Here is a 16,613-nt window from a genome sequence, read left to right as displayed (position 1 = left end):
GGGTGTGCAGGGTTCGCAGGGCGATACGGGTGTGGGTTCGCAGGGCCCGCAGGGTGTGCAGGGTTCGCAGGGCGATACGGGTGTGGGTTCGCAGGGCCCGCAGGGTGTGCAGGGTTCGCAGGGCGATACGGGTGTGGGTTCGCAGGGTGTGCAGGGTTCGCAGGGCGATACGGGTGTCGGTTCGCAGGGCCCGCAGGGTGTGCAGGGTTCGCAGGGCGATACGGGTGTCGGTACACAGGGTCCCCAAGGCCCGCAGGGTGCCCCGGCAGCCGCTGGCACCGTCTACATCGCGGTTGCCGGCACCGCGACCCCTAATCTGTCGACGGCTTCCTGCAATCCCGGCGACGTCGCCGTCGGCGGCGGTTGGGACACCTCGGTCGATACGGTCCTCAACTATGACGGGCCAATTCCCGCCACTGCGGGTGCCGCACCCAGTGGGTGGCAGGTCGCGAGTGACTCAGGAGTTCCTCTCACTGCCTACGCGATCTGCGAGGACACGGCGTAACCGCGTGTGAGCGACGACGTGGGGGCTCGCCGCTTCACCCGCGGACGGCTACGGAGTTGGGTCTTCGGCTTCTGAGGGCACCGTCAGCCTGTCCCGCAAGTCTGGTCAGAGGCGCAGCGGTCCCCGTCTCAGGGCCCGCGGGCCATCAACTAGTGGGGTCTGAGACCTGATCGCGCAGGCCAGCGGGCCACTCGCCTGCACGTTGTTCATCTGCAGGCACTTGGCCTGACGTCGTGCTGTGGCCCTGGCCGGGCTCCGGCGTGGCCGGGGCCCGCAGACTCTTTCGTCAAGTCGCTGTCCCGGCAGCGACCGGGCTGCATGCTCCCGGCTTAGCCCTGGCCAACCTCCGGCCAAAAGCTAGGACTGACGCGATGGTGTACTGCCATCGTCCCAGGTCACGCCGCTTTTGCATCCCGCTCGTGGGCGGTCTTGAAAACCGTCGTGGCAGCGATGTCACCGTGGGTTCACATCCCACACCCACCGCAGCCTGGGCAAGGGGCGCTCCTTCACCAGGGGCGCCCCTTACGCGTGGGGGGCTGGACGGGCGGGCCCGGTCTGGGAAGGCTTCGGGCATGCGTTCAGCCGACTGGTATCTGACCGAAGACGTCGACGACTTCCTCGCCCGGGCCGGGGACTTCCTGCGTTCGCGTCCCGGCCCGCACGTCATGCAGCTGACCTGGGCCGAGAGGGTGCGGACGGGACGGGCCGCCTGCCAAGCCCCGGTCTTCGGGGTCCTGGGGCGGGCGGGCGAGGTCCAGGCCACCTTCTACCGATTCCCGCCCCGAGGCCTCGGCCTCTCCCCGCTCACTCCCGGGCAGGCCGACTCCCTCGCCGCCCGCCTGGCCGCCCTCGGCCACGCCGTCCCCACCGTCAGTGCGGACCACGGCACGGCCACCGCTTTCGCCGAAGCCTGGCAGCGGCACACCGGCACGGTCCCGAAGCTCCGGGAGACGCGGCTGCGCCTGTACCGTCTCGGCACGCTCGTCCCACCGGAGCCGCCGCCCGCGGGCCGGAGCCGGGTCCTGGGCGCGCAGGACCTCGACCAAGCCATCTTCTGGTGCGGCGAGTTCGCCAAAGCCGTCGGGGAGGACGTCGCCGTCGACGCCGGGGCCTGGGCCGGCACCCGCTTCTCCGACAAGCGGTACACGCTCTGGGAGACCCCGGACGGCACTCCCGTCTCCGTCGCGGGCCTCAACCCGCAGATCGGCGGCCAGATCCAGGTGGACGTCGTCTACACCCCGGCCGGCCTGCGCGGTCGCGGCTACGCGGGCGCCGTCACCGCGGCGGTGAGCCGGGCCGCGCTGGCCGCGGGGGCCCGGGACGTCGTGCTGTTCGCGGACCTGTCCAACCCCACCAGCAACGCCCTCTACCAGCGTCTCGGCTATCGGGGGATCGCCGACTGGGCGGTGTACGACTTCTCGTAGAGGCGGTGAGGCCGCCTGTTCCGCCCGGTGCCCCGGAGTCGTGCAGAACGTGGGGCTCCGGGGGACCGGGCGGCCGGTCTCAGGGGCGGTGGCCGGTCATGCGGGCCGCTGACGCGATCGTCGCGCGGGCCTCGCGTTCGGTCAGGCCGGTGTGGACGGCCGCGTCGATCAGCGGGGCCCGCAGGGCGCGGCCGATGCCGTTCTCGTAGGCGCGGCAGGCCGCCCAGAACAGGCGGGTGTTGCGCTGGCCCTCGTGGGCGGCGAGGACGAACTGGACCAGGCCCTGGCCGCGGTTGCCGACCGAGGGGTGGGTGGCGGGGTGGGGTGCTCGCGGGGGTGGCAGCAGGAGGCGGAGCAGGGACGGCGGGCAGGGGGCCGGGACCAGGTGCTCGGTGCCGGGGGCGGTGGCGTAGACGCCGTGGTCGGTGCGCGAGCCGGGGCCGACCAGGTAGCCGCCCGCGCCCCGGATGTCGATGCCGGGGGCGAGCCGGCCGGCCGAGTTGGGGATCACGGCGTCCGGCGGTCCGGTCAGCCAGAGGTGGCGGCCGCCGCTGGGCGTGAGCACGACGACCGTGGCCGGGATGGTGAACAGGTGCCGGAGGGCCAGTTCGCGCAGTGCGCCGGTGGCGTCGGTTCCGGACTTCACGTCGAGGTCGACGCCGATGAGACGGTGCGGAGGCAGCCCGCAGGCGATGCCGTAGCCGGTGGCCCAGGGAGCCGCGGCGAACAGCTCCCGGATGCGGGCCGGGTCGGTGGTGGCGTCGTACACCCCGTGGCCGGGGCGGCCGCATTCGCCGTGGCAGGGCGGTGGCGCCGGTTCCGGATGGTCGGGGCGGAGGGGTCGGTGCGGGGAGCGCAGGGCCGGGAGTTTGGTCCGGGACAGGGGGATGACGGCCAGGCCGCGCTCGGCGGCTGACAGGGCGTGTGCGAGGGCCAGCGTCGTGGCCTGCCGGTCGGTGGTGGCCATGGATCCATGTTCGTACGTCTGTTCGAAAAAGGGAAGAGGGGGCCGGGCCGACACGCCGTGAGCGGCGGCCCGGCCGGAGAAGGTGCCGGATCGGTTCTTCTCGTGGGGTGCTTGATGTGGAGATGTCCGGAGTGGTCGGAACTGAGGCGGGAGTCGACCAAAGATGGCGAAAGGGGTTTATCGACTTGTCATCACGCTTGAGGGCGAATGGGGCCTTCAGGGCTGGTTCGCCGGGGATCCGGTGGGCAATTCTGATCTCGCGACGTCGATGGAAACCGCCGAGACGGTCGGCCAACTGTCCCGGAAACAGCCTTACTTGACGCACTTCCGGCCTAGCCGGGCTCTGAGAGGAAACAACATGGCAAGCATCCGTACCGTCCGCGTTCTCGCCGCCGTCTCCGCCCTCCCGCTCGCCGCCGCCCTCTTCGCCGGTGTCGCCGCCGCGGACAACGGTGCGATCGCGGGCAGCGGATCGAGCGCCAACGCAGGCGTGGCGGGCATCATCGGCAGCGGTGTCGGCCACGACAACAACGGCAACTCCTCCACCACGCAGCAGAACGCGGTGGGCAGCGGTGCCTCGAACCAGAGCAACACCGCGCAGGTCAACAGGTCCGCGTGGACGGCCCTCCAGCAGGGCAACCACAACGTTGCCGTCCACTTCACCCGGCTGTGGTAGTCCCCGGCTGAGCCCTGGTGGGGTGTGCTCTGTGGGGATGCGGTGCGCCTGTGCGGCGGTACTCCGGTGCCGCCGCGCAGGCGTTTTCCGGCCTTGACAGCACACCATATCTGACGGACAGTCAGAAACCATGCATCTGGCCCCCACCGAACGCCAGCGGCGGCTGCGCGCCGAACTCCGCGCCTATTTCGCTTCCTTGGTCCCCTCCCCTGTCCCCGAGGCGCCGGAGGAACGCCGCGCCCTGCTGCGCCGCATCGGCGCGGACGGCCTGCTCGGCCTCGGCTGGCCCGTCGAGTGCGGCGGTCAAGGGCGGGGCGCCGACGAGCAGTTCGTCTTCTTCGACGAGGCGTACCGAGCCGGTGCCCCGGTCTCCATGGTCACCCTCAACACGGTCGGGCCCACGCTCATGAAGTACGGCAGCGACGCACAGAAGGCCCGCTTCCTGCCCGGCATCCTCAGCGGCGACCTGGTCTTCGCCATCGGCTACAGCGAACCCTCCGCGGGCACCGACCTGGCCTCGCTGCGCACCCGCGCGGTGCGGGACGGCGACGGCTGGCGGATCGACGGGCAGAAGATCTTCACCTCGGGCGCCCAGCACGCGGACTGGATCTGGCTGGCCTGCCGTACCGACCCCGAGGCGCCCAGGCACCGCGGCATCTCGATCCTCCTGGTCCCCACCGACGCCCCCGGCTTCTCCTGGACCCCGATCGAGACGGTCGGCGGCCAGGTCACCACGGCGACCTACTACGACGGCGTGCGCGTCCCCGCCGGCCACCTGGTCGGCGCCGAGCACGACGGCTGGTCGCTCATCACCAACCAGCTCAACCACGAGCGGGTCGCCCTCGCCGCGACCGCCATGCAGGCCGAGGACTTCTACGATGCCGCGCTCAGCGCTGCCCGCACCCCCGATCCAGTGACGGGCCGACGCCGTGTTGACGAGCCCTGGGTGCGTTTCCGGCTGGCCGAGGCGCATGCCCGGCTGGCGGCGAACCGCCTGCTCAGCTGGCGTCTGGTGGGGGACACGGGGGCGGGCCGGGTACCCCCCGCGGAGGCCAGCGGCGTGAAGTTCGCGGGAACGGAATCGGCAGTCGCGACGTATCGCATGTGTCAGGAGATCGTCGGCGAGGCGGCATGGGTCAGGTCCGGGTCGCCGGGGGCGTTCGGGGACGGCGAGCTGGAGCGGCTCAACAGGGCGGCACAGATCAACACGTTCGGGGGCGGGGTGAGCGAGGTGCAGCGGGAGATCGTCGCGACGATGCGGCTCGGGATGAGGAGGGGTGGCCGTGGCCGGGGGGACTGACGCGCTGGGGGCGCGGCTCAAGACGTACGAAGGGCTGCCGGCCTCCCGGGCGGGCGCCGGCAAGGACCCGGTCAACCTGCCCATGATCCGGCACTGGTGCGAAGTGATGGGCGACACGAATCCGGCGTACCGGGGGGCGGATGCGGTCGCCCCGCCCACCATGCTCCAGGCCTGGACGATGGGCGGCCTCTCCGGGAACACGGCGCGCACCGGCGCGTACGACGAGATGTCCGCCCTGCTCGACGAGGCGGGCTGTGTCTCGATCGTCGCCACCGACTGCGAGCAGGAGTACCTGCGCCCGCTGCGGCCGGGCGACGAACTGGTCTTCGACACGGTGATCGAGACGGTGTCCGGGCGGAAGACGACGAAGCTGGGCACGGGCTACTTCGTCACGACGCGCACGGACGTCCGGGTCGGCGCGGAGCTGGTCGGCGTCCACCGCCTGCGCGTCCTCAAGTACGCGCCCGCGGGGAGGCCGGTCAAGGCTCCGGCGCGCCCCCGCCCGGTGGTCAACCGGGACAACGCCGGCTTCTGGGAGGGCGTGGCCGAGGGCCGTCTCCTCATCCAGCGCTGCGCCGGCTGCGGCGCCCTGCGCCACCCCTGGCTGCCGGGCTGCAACGCGTGCGGCTGCCTCGACTGGGACACGGTCGAGTCGGCCGGCGACGGCACGGTCTACTCGTACGTCGTGATGCACCACCCGCCCTTCCCGGCCTTCGCCCCTCCCTACGCGGTCGCTCTGGTCGAACTCGCCGAGGGCGTACGGATGGTGAGCAACGTGGTGGGGGTGCCGTACGACAAGGTGCGGATCGGGCTGCCGGTACGGGTGGAGTTCTGCCGGTTCGAGGACGAGGAGGGCGCGCTGACCCTGCCCGTCTTCCGGGCCGTCGACACCCTCGAGGTCCTCGGCACCCCCGGTACCCCTGGGGCTCTCGGCGGTCCGGTGCTGCCGGCGGGGAGGTCTGACTGACATGGACTTCACGCCCACCGAGGCACAGACCGAGGCCCGGGACCTGGCCGCCGGGATCTTCGCCGACCTCGCCACCCCCGAGCGGCTGCGCGCCGCCGGCACCGGCAGTGACCCGGAGCTGTGGAAGGCACTCACCGGGGCCGGGCTGGTGGCCGCGGTGGCCGAACTGGGCCTGCTGGGACTGGTGCTGCTTCTGGAGGAGCAGGGGCGCGCCACGGCCCAGGTGCCGTACGCGGCGAGCTGTGTGTACGGGCAGCTGGCGGTAGCCGCGCACGGCACGGGCGGACAGCGGGAGCGGCTGCTGCCGGGGATCGAGGACGGGTCGGTGGTCGTCGCCGGGGCGTTTCCGGCCCAGCCGGCGGTACGGCCCACCGCGCGGGGCGGGCTGACCGGTACCGTCCCCGTCGTCCCCTGGCTGCGCGACGCCACGCACGTCCTGGTCGCGGACGCCGGCCGGCGGCTCTGGCTGGTGCCGCTCGGGGCGGGCACCGGCATCGAGGAGACCGAGCTCACCGCGCCGTGGTCGGCGGGACGGCTCACCCTCCACGAGGCCCCCGCCGAGCCCCTCGGCACCGGCCCGGGGTCCGGCGAAGGCCCCGGGCACGTCGGCGCCTACGCCGACGTCCTGGCCGTCGCCCGTACCGCCTTCGCCGGGCTCCAGGCCGGTGTCTGCGCGGGCTCCCTGGCCCGGGCCGTCGCACACACCAACACCCGCGAACAGTTCGGGCGCCCGCTGGCCACCCGGCAGGCCGTGCAACTCCGGGCCGCCGACGCCCACATGGACACCGAGGCGATACGGGTGACGGCGTACGAGGCGGCCTGGCGGCGGGACGCCGGGCTGCCGTACGCGACACACGCGCTGACCGCCGCCTGGTGGGCGTCCGAGGCGGGGCAACGGGTCGTGCACACGGGCCAGCATCTGCACGGCGGCACGGGTGCCGATGTCGGGCATCCGGTGCACCGGCACTTCCTGTGGGGACGCCAGCTGGACGCCTATCTCGGCAGCGGGAGCGAAGTGCTCCAGGAACTGGGGGAGTTGATCGCGAGTGCGGGTTGAGACGACACGGCCGGGGGTGGGCACCGAGCTGCCGCCCCTGGAGATCCCGATCACGCGGACCCTGATCGTGGCCGGCGCGATCGCGTCCCGGGACTACCAGGACGTGCACCACGACGCCGAACTGGCCCACCGGAAGGGGGCGCCGGACATCTTCATGAACATCCTGACGACGAACGGCCTGGTCGGCCGGTACATCACCGACTGGTTCGGCCCGACGGCCCAGCTGCGCAAGGTCGCCATCCGGCTGGGCGCGCCCAACTACCCGGGGGACAGCATGGTGTTGACCGGCAGGATCGAGGAGCTGGACGAGCAGGCGGGGACGGCGACGGTCCGGGTGCTCGGCGCGAACGGCATCGGCCACCACGTGACCGGCACCGTGACCCTCTCCTTCACCGAAGCCACGATGACCGTCACCCTCACCGACGAGGAGGAGGCATGAGCGTCCGGGACCGTGACTCGCTCGGCGGGCGGGCGGCGATCGTGGGGATCGGGGCCACCGAGTTCTCCAAGGACTCGGGACGCAGTGAGCTGCGGCTGGCGGCGGAGGCGGTGCGGGCCGCGCTGACCGACGCGGGGCTGACCCCGGCGGCCGTGGACGGGATGGTGACGTTCACGATGGACACCAGCCCGGAGATCACCGTTGCGCAGGCCTGCGGGATCGGCGAGCTGTCCTTCTTCTCCCGGGTCCACTACGGCGGCGGCGCGGCCTGTGCGACCGTCCAGCAGGCGGCGCTGGCGGTGGTGACGGGGCTGGCCGAGGTCGTCGTCTGCTACCGGGCGTTCAACGAGCGGTCGGGGCGCCGGTTCGGCTCCGGCGTGCGGCACCGGGAACCGTCGGCGGAGGGGGCGGCACTCGGCTGGGCGCTGCCGTTCGGGCTGCTCACCCCGGCGTCCTGGGTGGCGATGGCGGCACAGCGCTACCTGCACGCCTACGGGCTGACCCCGGACGCGTTCGGGCATGTGGCGGTGGTGGACCGGAAGTACGCGGCGACCAATCCCGCCGCCTACTTCCACGGCCGTCCGATCACCCTCGCCGACCACGCGGCCTCCCGCTGGATCGTCGAACCGCTCCGGCTCCTCGACTGCTGCCAGGAGACGGACGGCGGACAGGCGCTCGTCGTCACCTCGGTGGAGCGGGCGCGGGATCTGCCGCGTCCGCCGGCCGTGATCGCGGCGGCCGCGCAGGGGGCCGGCCGGGCCCAGGAACAGATGACCAGCTTCTACCGGGACGACCTGACCGGCCTGCCCGAGACGGCCGTGGTGGCCGGACAGCTGTGGCGCACCTCGGGGCTGGCCCCGGCCGACATCGACGTGGGGATCCTGTACGACCACTTCACCCCGTTCGTGCTGATGCAGCTGGAGGAGTTCGGGTTCTGCGGGCGCGGCGAGGCGGCGGACTTCGTGGCCGAGGAGCGGCTGCCGCTGAACACACACGGGGGACAGCTCGGGGAGGCCTACCTCCACGGGATGAACGGGATAGCGGAAGGGGTGCGCCAGCTGCGCGGCGCCGGCGTGAACCAGATACCGGGCGCGGCCCGGGTCCTGGTGACGGCCGGCACGGGGGTGCCGACATCGGGGCTGGTCCTGACCTCGGACGGGTGAACAGGCGCCCCGCCGGGTGTGGTCCGGCGCCTGGGCCCTACCGCCCCCTCAGGGGTAAACCCGCAGGATTACTGCGCCCGTACTCCACCTTCAGGAGGTGTAGCCACCCCCACCCCTACAACCTGAGGCGGACTCTCCTTCGGGACCTGCGGCCGATCCGCCGTCACGCTGTTCGCTCATAGCGTGGAGCCATGACCACACCCGTCTGCACCAGCGCTTCGGGCGCCGCTGTCTCGGCGAGGCAGACCCGGCCGTACCCGTCCTTCGCGTCGTACGTCAGGGCCCGCCAGCCCGTCCTGCTGCGCACCGCCCGCTCGTTGACCGCGAACCCGAGTGACGCGGAGGACCTGCTCCAGACCGCGCTCGCCAAGACGTACGTGGCCTGGGAGCGGATCGAGGACCATCGGGCGCTCGACGGCTACGTGCGCCGGGCCCTGCTGAACACCCGGACCTCGCAGTGGCGCAAGCGCCGGGTCGACGAGTTCGTCTGCGACGAACTGCCGGAGCCGGAGCCGGTGGGCGGCGGGGACGACCCGGCCGAACGGCAGGCGCTGCACGACGCGATGTGGCGGGCGATCATGAAGCTGCCCGCGCGGCAGCGGGCGATGGTCGTACTGCGGTATTACGAGGACCTCAGCGAGGTGCAGACGGCCGAGGTGCTCGGGGTGTCGGTGGGCACGGTGAAGTCCGCCGTGTCGCGTGCGCTCGGCAAGCTGCGCGAGGACCCTGAGCTGGCCGTCGCCCGATAGCCGGACAGACCGGTGCCGACGGTGTTAGTTACCTCTCCCCTAGTGACATACCAAGCGGTATGTGAGCAGAATCAGCGCAGCCCCTTTACCACCGAGTAGGCAATGTCGCCCCCGGGAGGACGCCGTGCTGAGCACCATGCAGGACGTACCGCTGCTGATCTCCACGATCCTGACGCACGGGTCGAGGGTTCACGGCGAGTCGCAGGTGACCACCTGGACGGGCGAGGCCGAGCCGCACCGCCGCAGCTTCGCCGAGATCGGCGCCCGCGCAGCCCAGTTGGCCCACGCCCTGCGTGACGACCTGGGTGTCCAGGACGACGACCGCGTGGCCACGCTCATGTGGAACAACGCGGAACACACCGAGGCGTACTTCGCGATCCCCTCCATGGGCGCGGTCCTGCACACGCTCAACCTGCGGCTGCCCGCCGAACAGCTGACCTGGATCGTGAACCACGCGGCCGACCGGGTCGTGATCGTCAACGGCTCGCTGCTGCCGCTGCTGGCCCCGCTGCTGCCGCGCCTCGAGCCGCTCCGGCACATCGTGGTCTCCGGCCCCGGCGACCGTTCCCTGCTGGACGGCGCGACCGTGGCGGTGCACGAGTACGAGGACCTGATCGCCTCCAAGCCGGTCACGTACGACTGGCCCGAGCTGGACGAACGCCAGGCCGCCGCCATGTGCTACACCTCCGGCACCACCGGTGACCCCAAGGGTGTGGTGTACAGCCACCGTTCGATCTACCTGCACTCCATGCAGGTCAACATGACCCAGTCGATGGGCCTGACCGACCAGGACACCTCGCTGGTCGTCGTGCCCCAGTTCCACGTCAACGCCTGGGGCCTGCCGCACGCCACCTTCATGACCGGGGTCAACCTGCTGATGCCGGACCGGTTCCTCCAGCCCGCCCCGCTCGCCGCGATGATCGAGGGCGAGCGGCCCACGCACGCGGCCGCCGTCCCCACCATCTGGCAGGGCCTGCTCGGCGAACTCACCGCCCGGCCCCGGGACGTCGCCTCGCTCACCCAGGTCACCATCGGCGGCTCGGCCTGCCCGCCCTCCCTCATGACCGCGTTCGACAAGCTGGGCATGCGGGTCTGCCACGCCTGGGGCATGACCGAGACCTCTCCGCTCGGCACGGTCTCCCGTCCGCCGGCCCACGCGGTCGGCACGGATCAGGAGTTCGCCTACCGCCTCACCCAGGGCCGCTTCCCGGCCGGTGTCGAGGGCCGGCTGACCGGCCCCGGCGGCGAACGCCTCCCCTGGGACGGCGAGTCGGCCGGCGAACTGGAGGTGCGCGGCCCCTGGATCGCGGGCGCCTACTACAACGGCCCCGACGCCGACCCGCTGCGCCCCGCCGACAAGTTCAGCGAGGACGGCTGGCTGAAGACCGGTGACGTCGGCACCATCTCCCCCGACGGCTACCTCACCCTCACCGACCGCGCCAAGGACGTCATCAAGTCCGGCGGCGAGTGGATCTCCTCGGTGGAGCTGGAGAACGCGCTGATGTCCCACCCGGACGTCGCCGAGGCCGCGGTGGTGGCCGTCCCGGACGAGAAGTGGGGCGAGCGTCCGCTGGCGACGGTGGTGCTGCGCGAGGGTTCCACGGCCACCTTCGAGACCCTGCGCGTCTTCCTCGCCGAGGAGAGCAAGATCGCCAAGTGGCAGCTGCCGGAGCGCTGGACGGTGGTGGCGTCGGTGCCGAAGACGAGCGTGGGGAAGTTCGACAAGAAGGTGCTCAGGAGGCAGTACGCCGAGGGCGAGCTGGACGTGACGAGCCTCTGACCGGCGCCGGGTTCACGGCGGGACGGGTCCACTGCGGGCGGGGAACTGCCGTCGTTCGGCCGCGGGTTGTCCGTGGCCGAACGCGCGGTTCCTCCCCCGGCCGTCGGCCGGGGTACCCCAGCGCCCCGTTCGAGGCGCCGTGGTGAGCCCTAGTTCGTCCCGATCCGTGCCAGCAGATCCACGATGCGGTCCTGCACCTCGGGGCTGGTCGACCGCTCCGCGAGGAACAGCACCGTCTCACCGGACGCCAGCCCGGGCAGGTCGGCCTGGTCGACGGCCGCCGTGTACACGACCAGCGGGGTCCGGTTGAGCTGCCCGTTGGCACGAAGCCAGTCGATGATGCCGGCCTGCCCGCGGTGCACCTGCATCAGGTCCATCACCACCAGGTTCGGCCGCAGCTGCCCGGCCAGCGTCACCGCGTCCGCGTCGCTCGCCGCCCGGGCGACCTGCATCCCGCGCCGCTCCAGCGTCGCGGTCAGGGCCAGGGCGATCTCCGCATGCTCCTCGATGAGCAGGACCCGCGGCGGATGCTGCTCGGTGTCCCGGGGCGCGAGCGCCTTCAGCAGGACGGCGGGATCGGCGCCGTAGGCCGCCTCACGCGTCGCCTGTCCCAGTCCGGCCGTGACCATCACCGGCACCTCGGCCGCCACCGCGGCCTGCCGCAGCGACTGCAGCGCGGTCCGGGTGATCGGTCCGGTCAGCGGGTCCACGAACAGCGCCGCGGGGAACGCGGCGATCTGCGCGTCGACCTCCTCGCGGGAGTGCACGATCACCGGCCGGTAGCCGCGGTCGCTCAGCGCCTGCTGGGTGGTGACGTCCGGCGCGGGCCACACCAGCAGCCGGCGCGGGTTGTCCAGCGGCTCCGGGGGCAGCTCGTCGTCCATCGGCTGCGGGCGCGGCGGATCCGCGACCTCGACCGCCCCGCCCGGACCGTCCAGCGGCTCCGGGCCCTCGGCGGCGTTCACATCGGGTGCGCCTATGGCGTACGACCGTCCGGCGCCCTCGGTGGCCCCCGCGAGCCGGGACTGCCCGGTCGGCGAGGGCTGGGGCAGCGGCTGCGCCGCCGGCTGGTCGGCCGGCGGATGCGGCCGGGCGGCCTGCTCGGGCTGCTGCTGGTCGTTGCGCGTGCCCAGCTTGCGGCGCCGTCCGTTGCCGCCCGGCTGGTGCGGTGGCGGGGTCGCCGTCGGCTGCTGCACCTGCGCGGCCTGCCGCGAGAACGGCACCCCCTGCCCCAGTGTCCGCACACTGAACGCCCGGCCCTGCGTGGAGTCCGGGTCGACCGGCGCGGGCGCGGCCTCGGCGGGCAACGGCTGCGCGGCACGCGCGGGTTGAGGGGCGGGCGTGGGCGCCTCGTCGGCACTGCCCGGCCACTGCTGCGGCACGGGGGCCACGGGCTGGGCCTCCGCCGGCAGCGGCTGGGCGCCGGCCGGGGCGGCTTCGGCGGCCGGAGCGGGCTGTGCCGCCACCGGTTGGGCGGCCTGCGGGAAGGGGCTCGGCGACGGCGCGGGTGGCTGCGGCTGCTGTGCCCGCGCCGGTACGGCGGGAATCGGCCCGCCGGGGGCGCCCGCCTGCGTGGGCACCGTCGGCACCATGGCCGGGGCGGCCTCCCCGGGCTGGCCGACGGCCCGTCGACGGCGGCCCGTCGGCGCGCTGGTGGGGTGCGGCTGCGGCGGGGTGTGGTCCTCGGCCTGGTCGTGCGACACGGCGTCGTGCCGGCCTTCCTCACCCGCCACCGCGACCGGCTCGGGGGTGCGGTCGGCCTCGGCGGGCGGCAGCGCGAAGACCGGGCGGGGGCCTGCCTGCTGCTGCTCGGCCCGCTCGGCCGCCGCGGCGAGCGCACGGCGCCGGCGCCCGCTCGGCTGCTCCTCGTCCTCCTGCGGCGCGGTGGCCGCGGGCAGCGCCGGCGGCAGCGCCTGCAGTTCGTCGGGCTCACGCCGGGCGCGGTGACCCGCCGCCGGCGCGGGCACGCCCCGCGGCGGAACGGTGCCACCGAGGCCGGTACCCGCGGCGGCCGTACCGGCGCCCTGTTCGGCCGCCGTCACCACGGCGCCCTCGGAGACTCCCGCGAGCCCGGCGAGCCCCGCGTCGGCTCCGGCGCCCGCGCCGGCGTCGGCGGGACGTCCGCGCCTGCGTCCGGTACCGCCGGAGACCGGCTCCGCGCTCTCGACGCCCGGGGCGCTCTCGATCGCGGCGGGCCCGTTCTCCTGGGCCGCCGCCCCGTCGGCCCGCCGGCGCCGCCGCCCGGTCGGCTGCACGGGCGGGGCGTCGCCCTCGCCGGCCTCGCCACCGGGCACGTCGCTGTCCAGGAAGGCGTCCACGGAGGACCGCCGGGCCCGGCGCCGCCCACCGGCACCGTTGTCGTCGGCGGCCGGGATCATGGCCACCGCCGTGCCGGGCGGCGGGGCCACGGCGCCGGCGCCGCCCCCGATCGGCACCTCCAGGACGAACGCGCTGCCGCTCATGCCGGGCACCTCGTGCGTCTGCAGCACGCCGCCGTGCGCGCGGACGATGCCGCGCACGATCGGCTCGTGCACCGGGTCGCCCCCGGGGTACGGCCCGCGCACCTCGATACGGACGACCTCGCCGCGCTGTGCCGCCGCGACCACCACGGTGTTGTCCATGTAGCCGCCGGCGGAGACCGGCGCGTTGCCGGTCGCGTCGACACCCGCGACGTCCGCGACGAGATGGGCGAGGGCGACGGCGAGGCGCTGCGGATCCACCTCGGCCTCGATGGGCGGCGCGTGCACGGCGAACTGGACCCGCCCGGGCCCGATCAGCTCCACCGCCCCGTCCACACCGGCGGCGACGACGGCGTCCAGCATCACCTTCGTGCGGTTGATGTCCTCGGTCCCGGCGTCCAGCGCCTGGTAGCCGAGCACGTTGTCGATGAGCTGGGTGATGCGCGAGTAACCGGCCGAGAGGTGGTGCAGCACCTGGTTGGCCTCGGGCCACAGCTGTCCCGCGTCGTCGGCGGCGAGCGCGGCCAGTTCCCGGCGCAGTTCGTCGAGCGGGCCGCGCAGCGACTGCGCCAGCAGGGTCAGCAGCTGCTCGTGCCGCCCGTACAGGGCCTCGTAGCGGTCCTTCTCGCGCTCGCCGAGAGCCGCGTACCGCTCCTCGCCGGACGCCAGCTCCTCGGCCTGCCGCTCCAGCAGCTCCTCGACCTCGGTGACGTGCTTCTGGCGCAGCGCGGTCAGGTCGGAGGCGTGCTCCTCGGAGAGCCGCTCCAGCTCCTCGGCGTGCGCCTTCTCCCGGGCGTCCTTCTCCTCGGCCAGGGTGTCGTACGGCCGCCGGTCGGTGAAGGTCATGACGGCGCCGACGAGCTGGTCGCCGTCGCGAACCGGTGCGGTCGTCAGATCGACCGGCACCTTCTTGTCGCCCTTGGCCCACAGCACCTGTCCGCGGACCCGGTGCTTGCGTCCGGAACGCAGGGTGTCGGCGAGCGGTGACTCGGCGTACGGGAAGGGTGACCCGTCGGCACGCGCGTGCAGCACCAGGTTGTGCAGTTCCTTGCCGCCGAGCTCACCGGCCCGATAACCCAGTATCTGGGCGGCGGCCGGATTGACGAGCACGATCCGCCCGTCCGTGTCCGTGCCGACGACACCCTCGCTCGCGGCCCGCAGGATCATCTCGGTCTGCCGCTGCGAGCGGGCCAGCTCGGCCTCGGTGTCCACGGTGCCGGTCAGGTCGCGCACCACGAGCATCAGCAGCTCGTCGGCGCCGTAGCCGTAACCGTCGTACGCCTGCTGCCCGTTCTCCAGGTTGGCGCTGGTCACCTCGACGGGGAACTCGGAGCCGTCCGTCCGCCGCGCGACCATGCGGGTCGGTTTGGTGCGTCCGCGCGGGTCCATGTGGTCGGGCCGTCGCATCGACCCGGGGATCAGCCGCGAGTCGAATTCGGGCAGCAGATCCAGCAGCCCTCGCCCGACCAGCGCGGTGCCCGGTGCCTCGAACGCCTCCAGAGCGATCGTGTTCGCGTTGACCACGGTTCCGTTGGCGTTGACCAGCACCAACGCGTCCGGCAGCGCATCGAGTATGGCTGCGAGGCGAGCAGCGCCTCGGGATGGCCTGCTGCTCACGAGACGCTTCCTCCCTGTCACCGCACCTTGCCGACCGCTCGGGCCATCTTGCCAACCGGCCCGCGACGTGTCACGCGAGGGAGTCTAAAGGCACCGATTGCGCTCACGACGCCGGATGAGAGGGAGGTCGCACGACGAAGTGACGGTGAACATGTGACCGACCCACTTCACCTCCGCCGTACCTGCGCGGGACTTTTACGGGAGCGGGGCCTCCGTCATGCGTCGGCTGTGCGGTCGTGCCGGCCGTCGCGTCCCGGCACCAAGCGGTTCGGCAGCGCCCCGAACGCCCAGGCGCCCAGGTCAGGCACCCAGATCGGGCAGCAGGGGCACCATGCGGTTCCAGCGGCCGATCTCGCAGCCGTTGCTGCGGTCGTAGGCCGAGTCGACCGGGCGGCCGGCCCAGCTGCCCGTGACATGGGCGGTGGCCGGGCCGCCGTAGAGCATGGTGCAGGTGGTGCCGGGGGCGACCGGGGCGAAGGCGTCGCGTCCCCAGCGGGTGTTCCGGTCGAGCGCCTGGCAGGCCCCGTTCACGTCCGGGTGACTTCCGGCGCCCGGATGGCAGGACAGCTCGTACGTCCCGGTCCGCCCGTCCCCGGCGTGCCGGACGGTGACGGTGAGGTGGTCGCCCTGGCCGGCGGCGGAAGCGGCGGGCAAAGCGGGGAGGGATCCGAGAACGGCGGCGACGGCCCCGAGGGCGCCCCGCACGGCGAAGTGAGACATGCCCTGCCCAACGCGCCGCCGGCCCGGACGTTGCGCGGCGCCCCGACCACGGGAAGGCCTTTGCCCTGTGACCCGGCTGCCTAGTACCGTGGGAGCCGATTGGTGACAGCACGCTCGACTGTGTCATCATCTGCACGCACCACTCGCGCTCGCGCGGGCGGCTGTGCTGGAGGCGTCGCCTAGTCCGGTCTATGGCGCCGCACTGCTAATGCGGTTTGGGACTTCAATCCCATCGAGGGTTCAAATCCCTCCGCCTCCGCACCTGACTCAGGGAGCCCCGACCATTCCGGTCCGGGCTCCCTGAGTCGTTCATGGCCCAGATTCAGTGTTTCCGCAGCTCACAAGGGGTGCGGCTAACGGATTTCACATGGCGGCGGCAGTCATGTAATGTTCTTCCTGTCGCCGCGAGCGGGCCGGAAGGGCCGGGAACGAAGACGAAAAAACAAGAGAACAAGCACTCGTAGCTTAACGGATAGAGCATCTGACTACGGATCAGAAGGTTGCAGGTTCGAATCCTGCCGAGTGCACACAGGTCAAAGGCCCCGCCGGTTCATCCGGCGGGGCCTTTGACATCAACCGCTGACATCAACGCGGCTGGAAGCGCTGCTCACTCCTCGGTCTCAGGCTCCTGATCTTTCTGTGAATCTCCCATCGGGCCTTCCAGTCCAAGAACGTCGTCCATCCGATCGGCGGCAGCCTTGAGTGTCGTGTCCATGGCATAGGCGTATGTCCAGCGTCATCGTGATCGTGCTGCGCCCCAGCGTTTCCATGACCGTGTGCGCGTCCACAC

General features: G+C 72.6%; 13 protein-coding genes and 2 tRNA genes. 11 read left to right on the top strand and 4 right to left on the bottom strand.

The features are described from left to right. Positions 1–247, bottom strand: a 247-nt coding sequence (locus tag ACZ4O3_RS18335) for a hypothetical protein (protein ID WP_467722975.1), incomplete at its 3' end; no start/stop codon positions are given. A gap of 830 nt (positions 248–1,077) precedes the next feature. Here ACZ4O3_RS18335 and ACZ4O3_RS18330 point away from each other — a divergent pair. Next, a complete protein-coding gene (locus tag ACZ4O3_RS18330; RefSeq protein WP_467722974.1) occupies positions 1,078–1,929 on the top strand; it encodes a GNAT family N-acetyltransferase in 852 nt (283 codons plus the stop codon). Between the two features lie 79 nt (positions 1,930–2,008). Here ACZ4O3_RS18330 and ACZ4O3_RS18325 read toward each other — a convergent pair whose 3' ends face one another. After that, entirely contained in the window at positions 2,009–2,896 is an 888-nt protein-coding gene (locus tag ACZ4O3_RS18325) for a bifunctional DNA primase/polymerase (RefSeq protein ID WP_467722972.1), read from the bottom strand. Between the two features lie 358 nt (positions 2,897–3,254). On the opposite strand from ACZ4O3_RS18325, the gene ACZ4O3_RS18320 reads away from it, so the two are divergent. The 8 genes from ACZ4O3_RS18320 to ACZ4O3_RS18285 all read left to right on the top strand — a co-directional run bounded on the left by ACZ4O3_RS18320 (position 3,255) and on the right by ACZ4O3_RS18285 (position 11,027). Next, on the top strand, positions 3,255–3,572 hold the full coding sequence (locus ACZ4O3_RS18320) for a hypothetical protein (RefSeq protein ID WP_362721093.1): 318 nt from the start codon (positions 3,255–3,257) through the stop codon (positions 3,570–3,572). Between the two features lie 130 nt (positions 3,573–3,702). Next, positions 3,703–4,872 (top strand): acyl-CoA dehydrogenase family protein, encoded by a 1,170-nt coding sequence (locus ACZ4O3_RS18315; protein WP_467722970.1) that lies wholly within the window; start codon positions 3,703–3,705, stop codon positions 4,870–4,872. Then, positions 4,856–5,839, top strand: a complete 984-nt coding sequence (locus ACZ4O3_RS18310) for a bifunctional MaoC family dehydratase N-terminal/OB-fold nucleic acid binding domain-containing protein (protein ID WP_467722968.1) — start codon at positions 4,856–4,858, stop codon at positions 5,837–5,839. Before ACZ4O3_RS18315 ends, ACZ4O3_RS18310 begins: the two co-directional genes overlap by 17 nt. Before the next feature lies 1 nt (position 5,840). Then, the gene (locus ACZ4O3_RS18305; protein WP_467722967.1) at positions 5,841–6,896 is read left to right on the top strand and encodes an acyl-CoA dehydrogenase family protein; all 1,056 of its coding nucleotides are present in this window, start codon (positions 5,841–5,843) and stop codon (positions 6,894–6,896) included. Beyond that, the gene (locus tag ACZ4O3_RS18300) at positions 6,886–7,335 is read left to right on the top strand and encodes a MaoC family dehydratase (protein ID WP_467722965.1); all 450 of its coding nucleotides are present in this window, start codon (positions 6,886–6,888) and stop codon (positions 7,333–7,335) included. The genes ACZ4O3_RS18305 and ACZ4O3_RS18300 overlap by 11 nt, the downstream gene beginning before the upstream one ends. Further along, positions 7,332–8,498 carry a lipid-transfer protein gene (locus tag ACZ4O3_RS18295; RefSeq protein WP_467722963.1) on the top strand — a complete coding sequence of 389 codons (1,167 nt, stop codon included), beginning with the start codon at positions 7,332–7,334 and terminating at the stop codon, positions 8,496–8,498. The genes ACZ4O3_RS18300 and ACZ4O3_RS18295 overlap by 4 nt, the downstream gene beginning before the upstream one ends. A gap of 191 nt (positions 8,499–8,689) precedes the next feature. Next, positions 8,690–9,247 (top strand): SigE family RNA polymerase sigma factor, encoded by a 558-nt coding sequence (locus tag ACZ4O3_RS18290; protein WP_362721078.1) that lies wholly within the window; start codon positions 8,690–8,692, stop codon positions 9,245–9,247. Between the two features lie 136 nt (positions 9,248–9,383). Next, a complete protein-coding gene (locus ACZ4O3_RS18285; RefSeq protein ID WP_362721100.1) occupies positions 9,384–11,027 on the top strand; it encodes a long-chain fatty acid--CoA ligase in 1,644 nt (547 codons plus the stop codon). Positions 11,028–11,176: 149 nt separating this feature from the next. On the opposite strand, the gene ACZ4O3_RS18280 is transcribed toward ACZ4O3_RS18285, so the two are convergent. Further along, on the bottom strand, positions 11,177–15,103 hold the full coding sequence (locus ACZ4O3_RS18280) for a hybrid sensor histidine kinase/response regulator (RefSeq protein WP_467722961.1): 3,927 nt from the start codon (positions 15,101–15,103) through the stop codon (positions 11,177–11,179). 300 nt (positions 15,104–15,403) lie between these two features. Next, positions 15,404–15,823 (bottom strand): SSI family serine proteinase inhibitor, encoded by a 420-nt coding sequence (locus ACZ4O3_RS18275; RefSeq protein WP_362728668.1) that lies wholly within the window; start codon positions 15,821–15,823, stop codon positions 15,404–15,406. A gap of 168 nt (positions 15,824–15,991) precedes the next feature. Between ACZ4O3_RS18275 and ACZ4O3_RS18270 the strand changes: the two genes are divergently transcribed. Next, a tRNA-Ser gene (locus ACZ4O3_RS18270) sits at positions 15,992–16,082 on the top strand. A 195-nt stretch (positions 16,083–16,277) separates the two neighbouring features. Further along, positions 16,278–16,350, top strand: a tRNA-Arg gene (locus ACZ4O3_RS18265). Positions 16,351–16,613: the final 263 nt, after the last annotated feature.

It is taken from the genome of Streptomyces sp. NPDC026515, assembly GCF_055567595.1.
The sequence above is the reverse complement of the archived record's forward strand: the minus strand, read 5'-3'. Positions and strand labels throughout refer to the sequence as shown.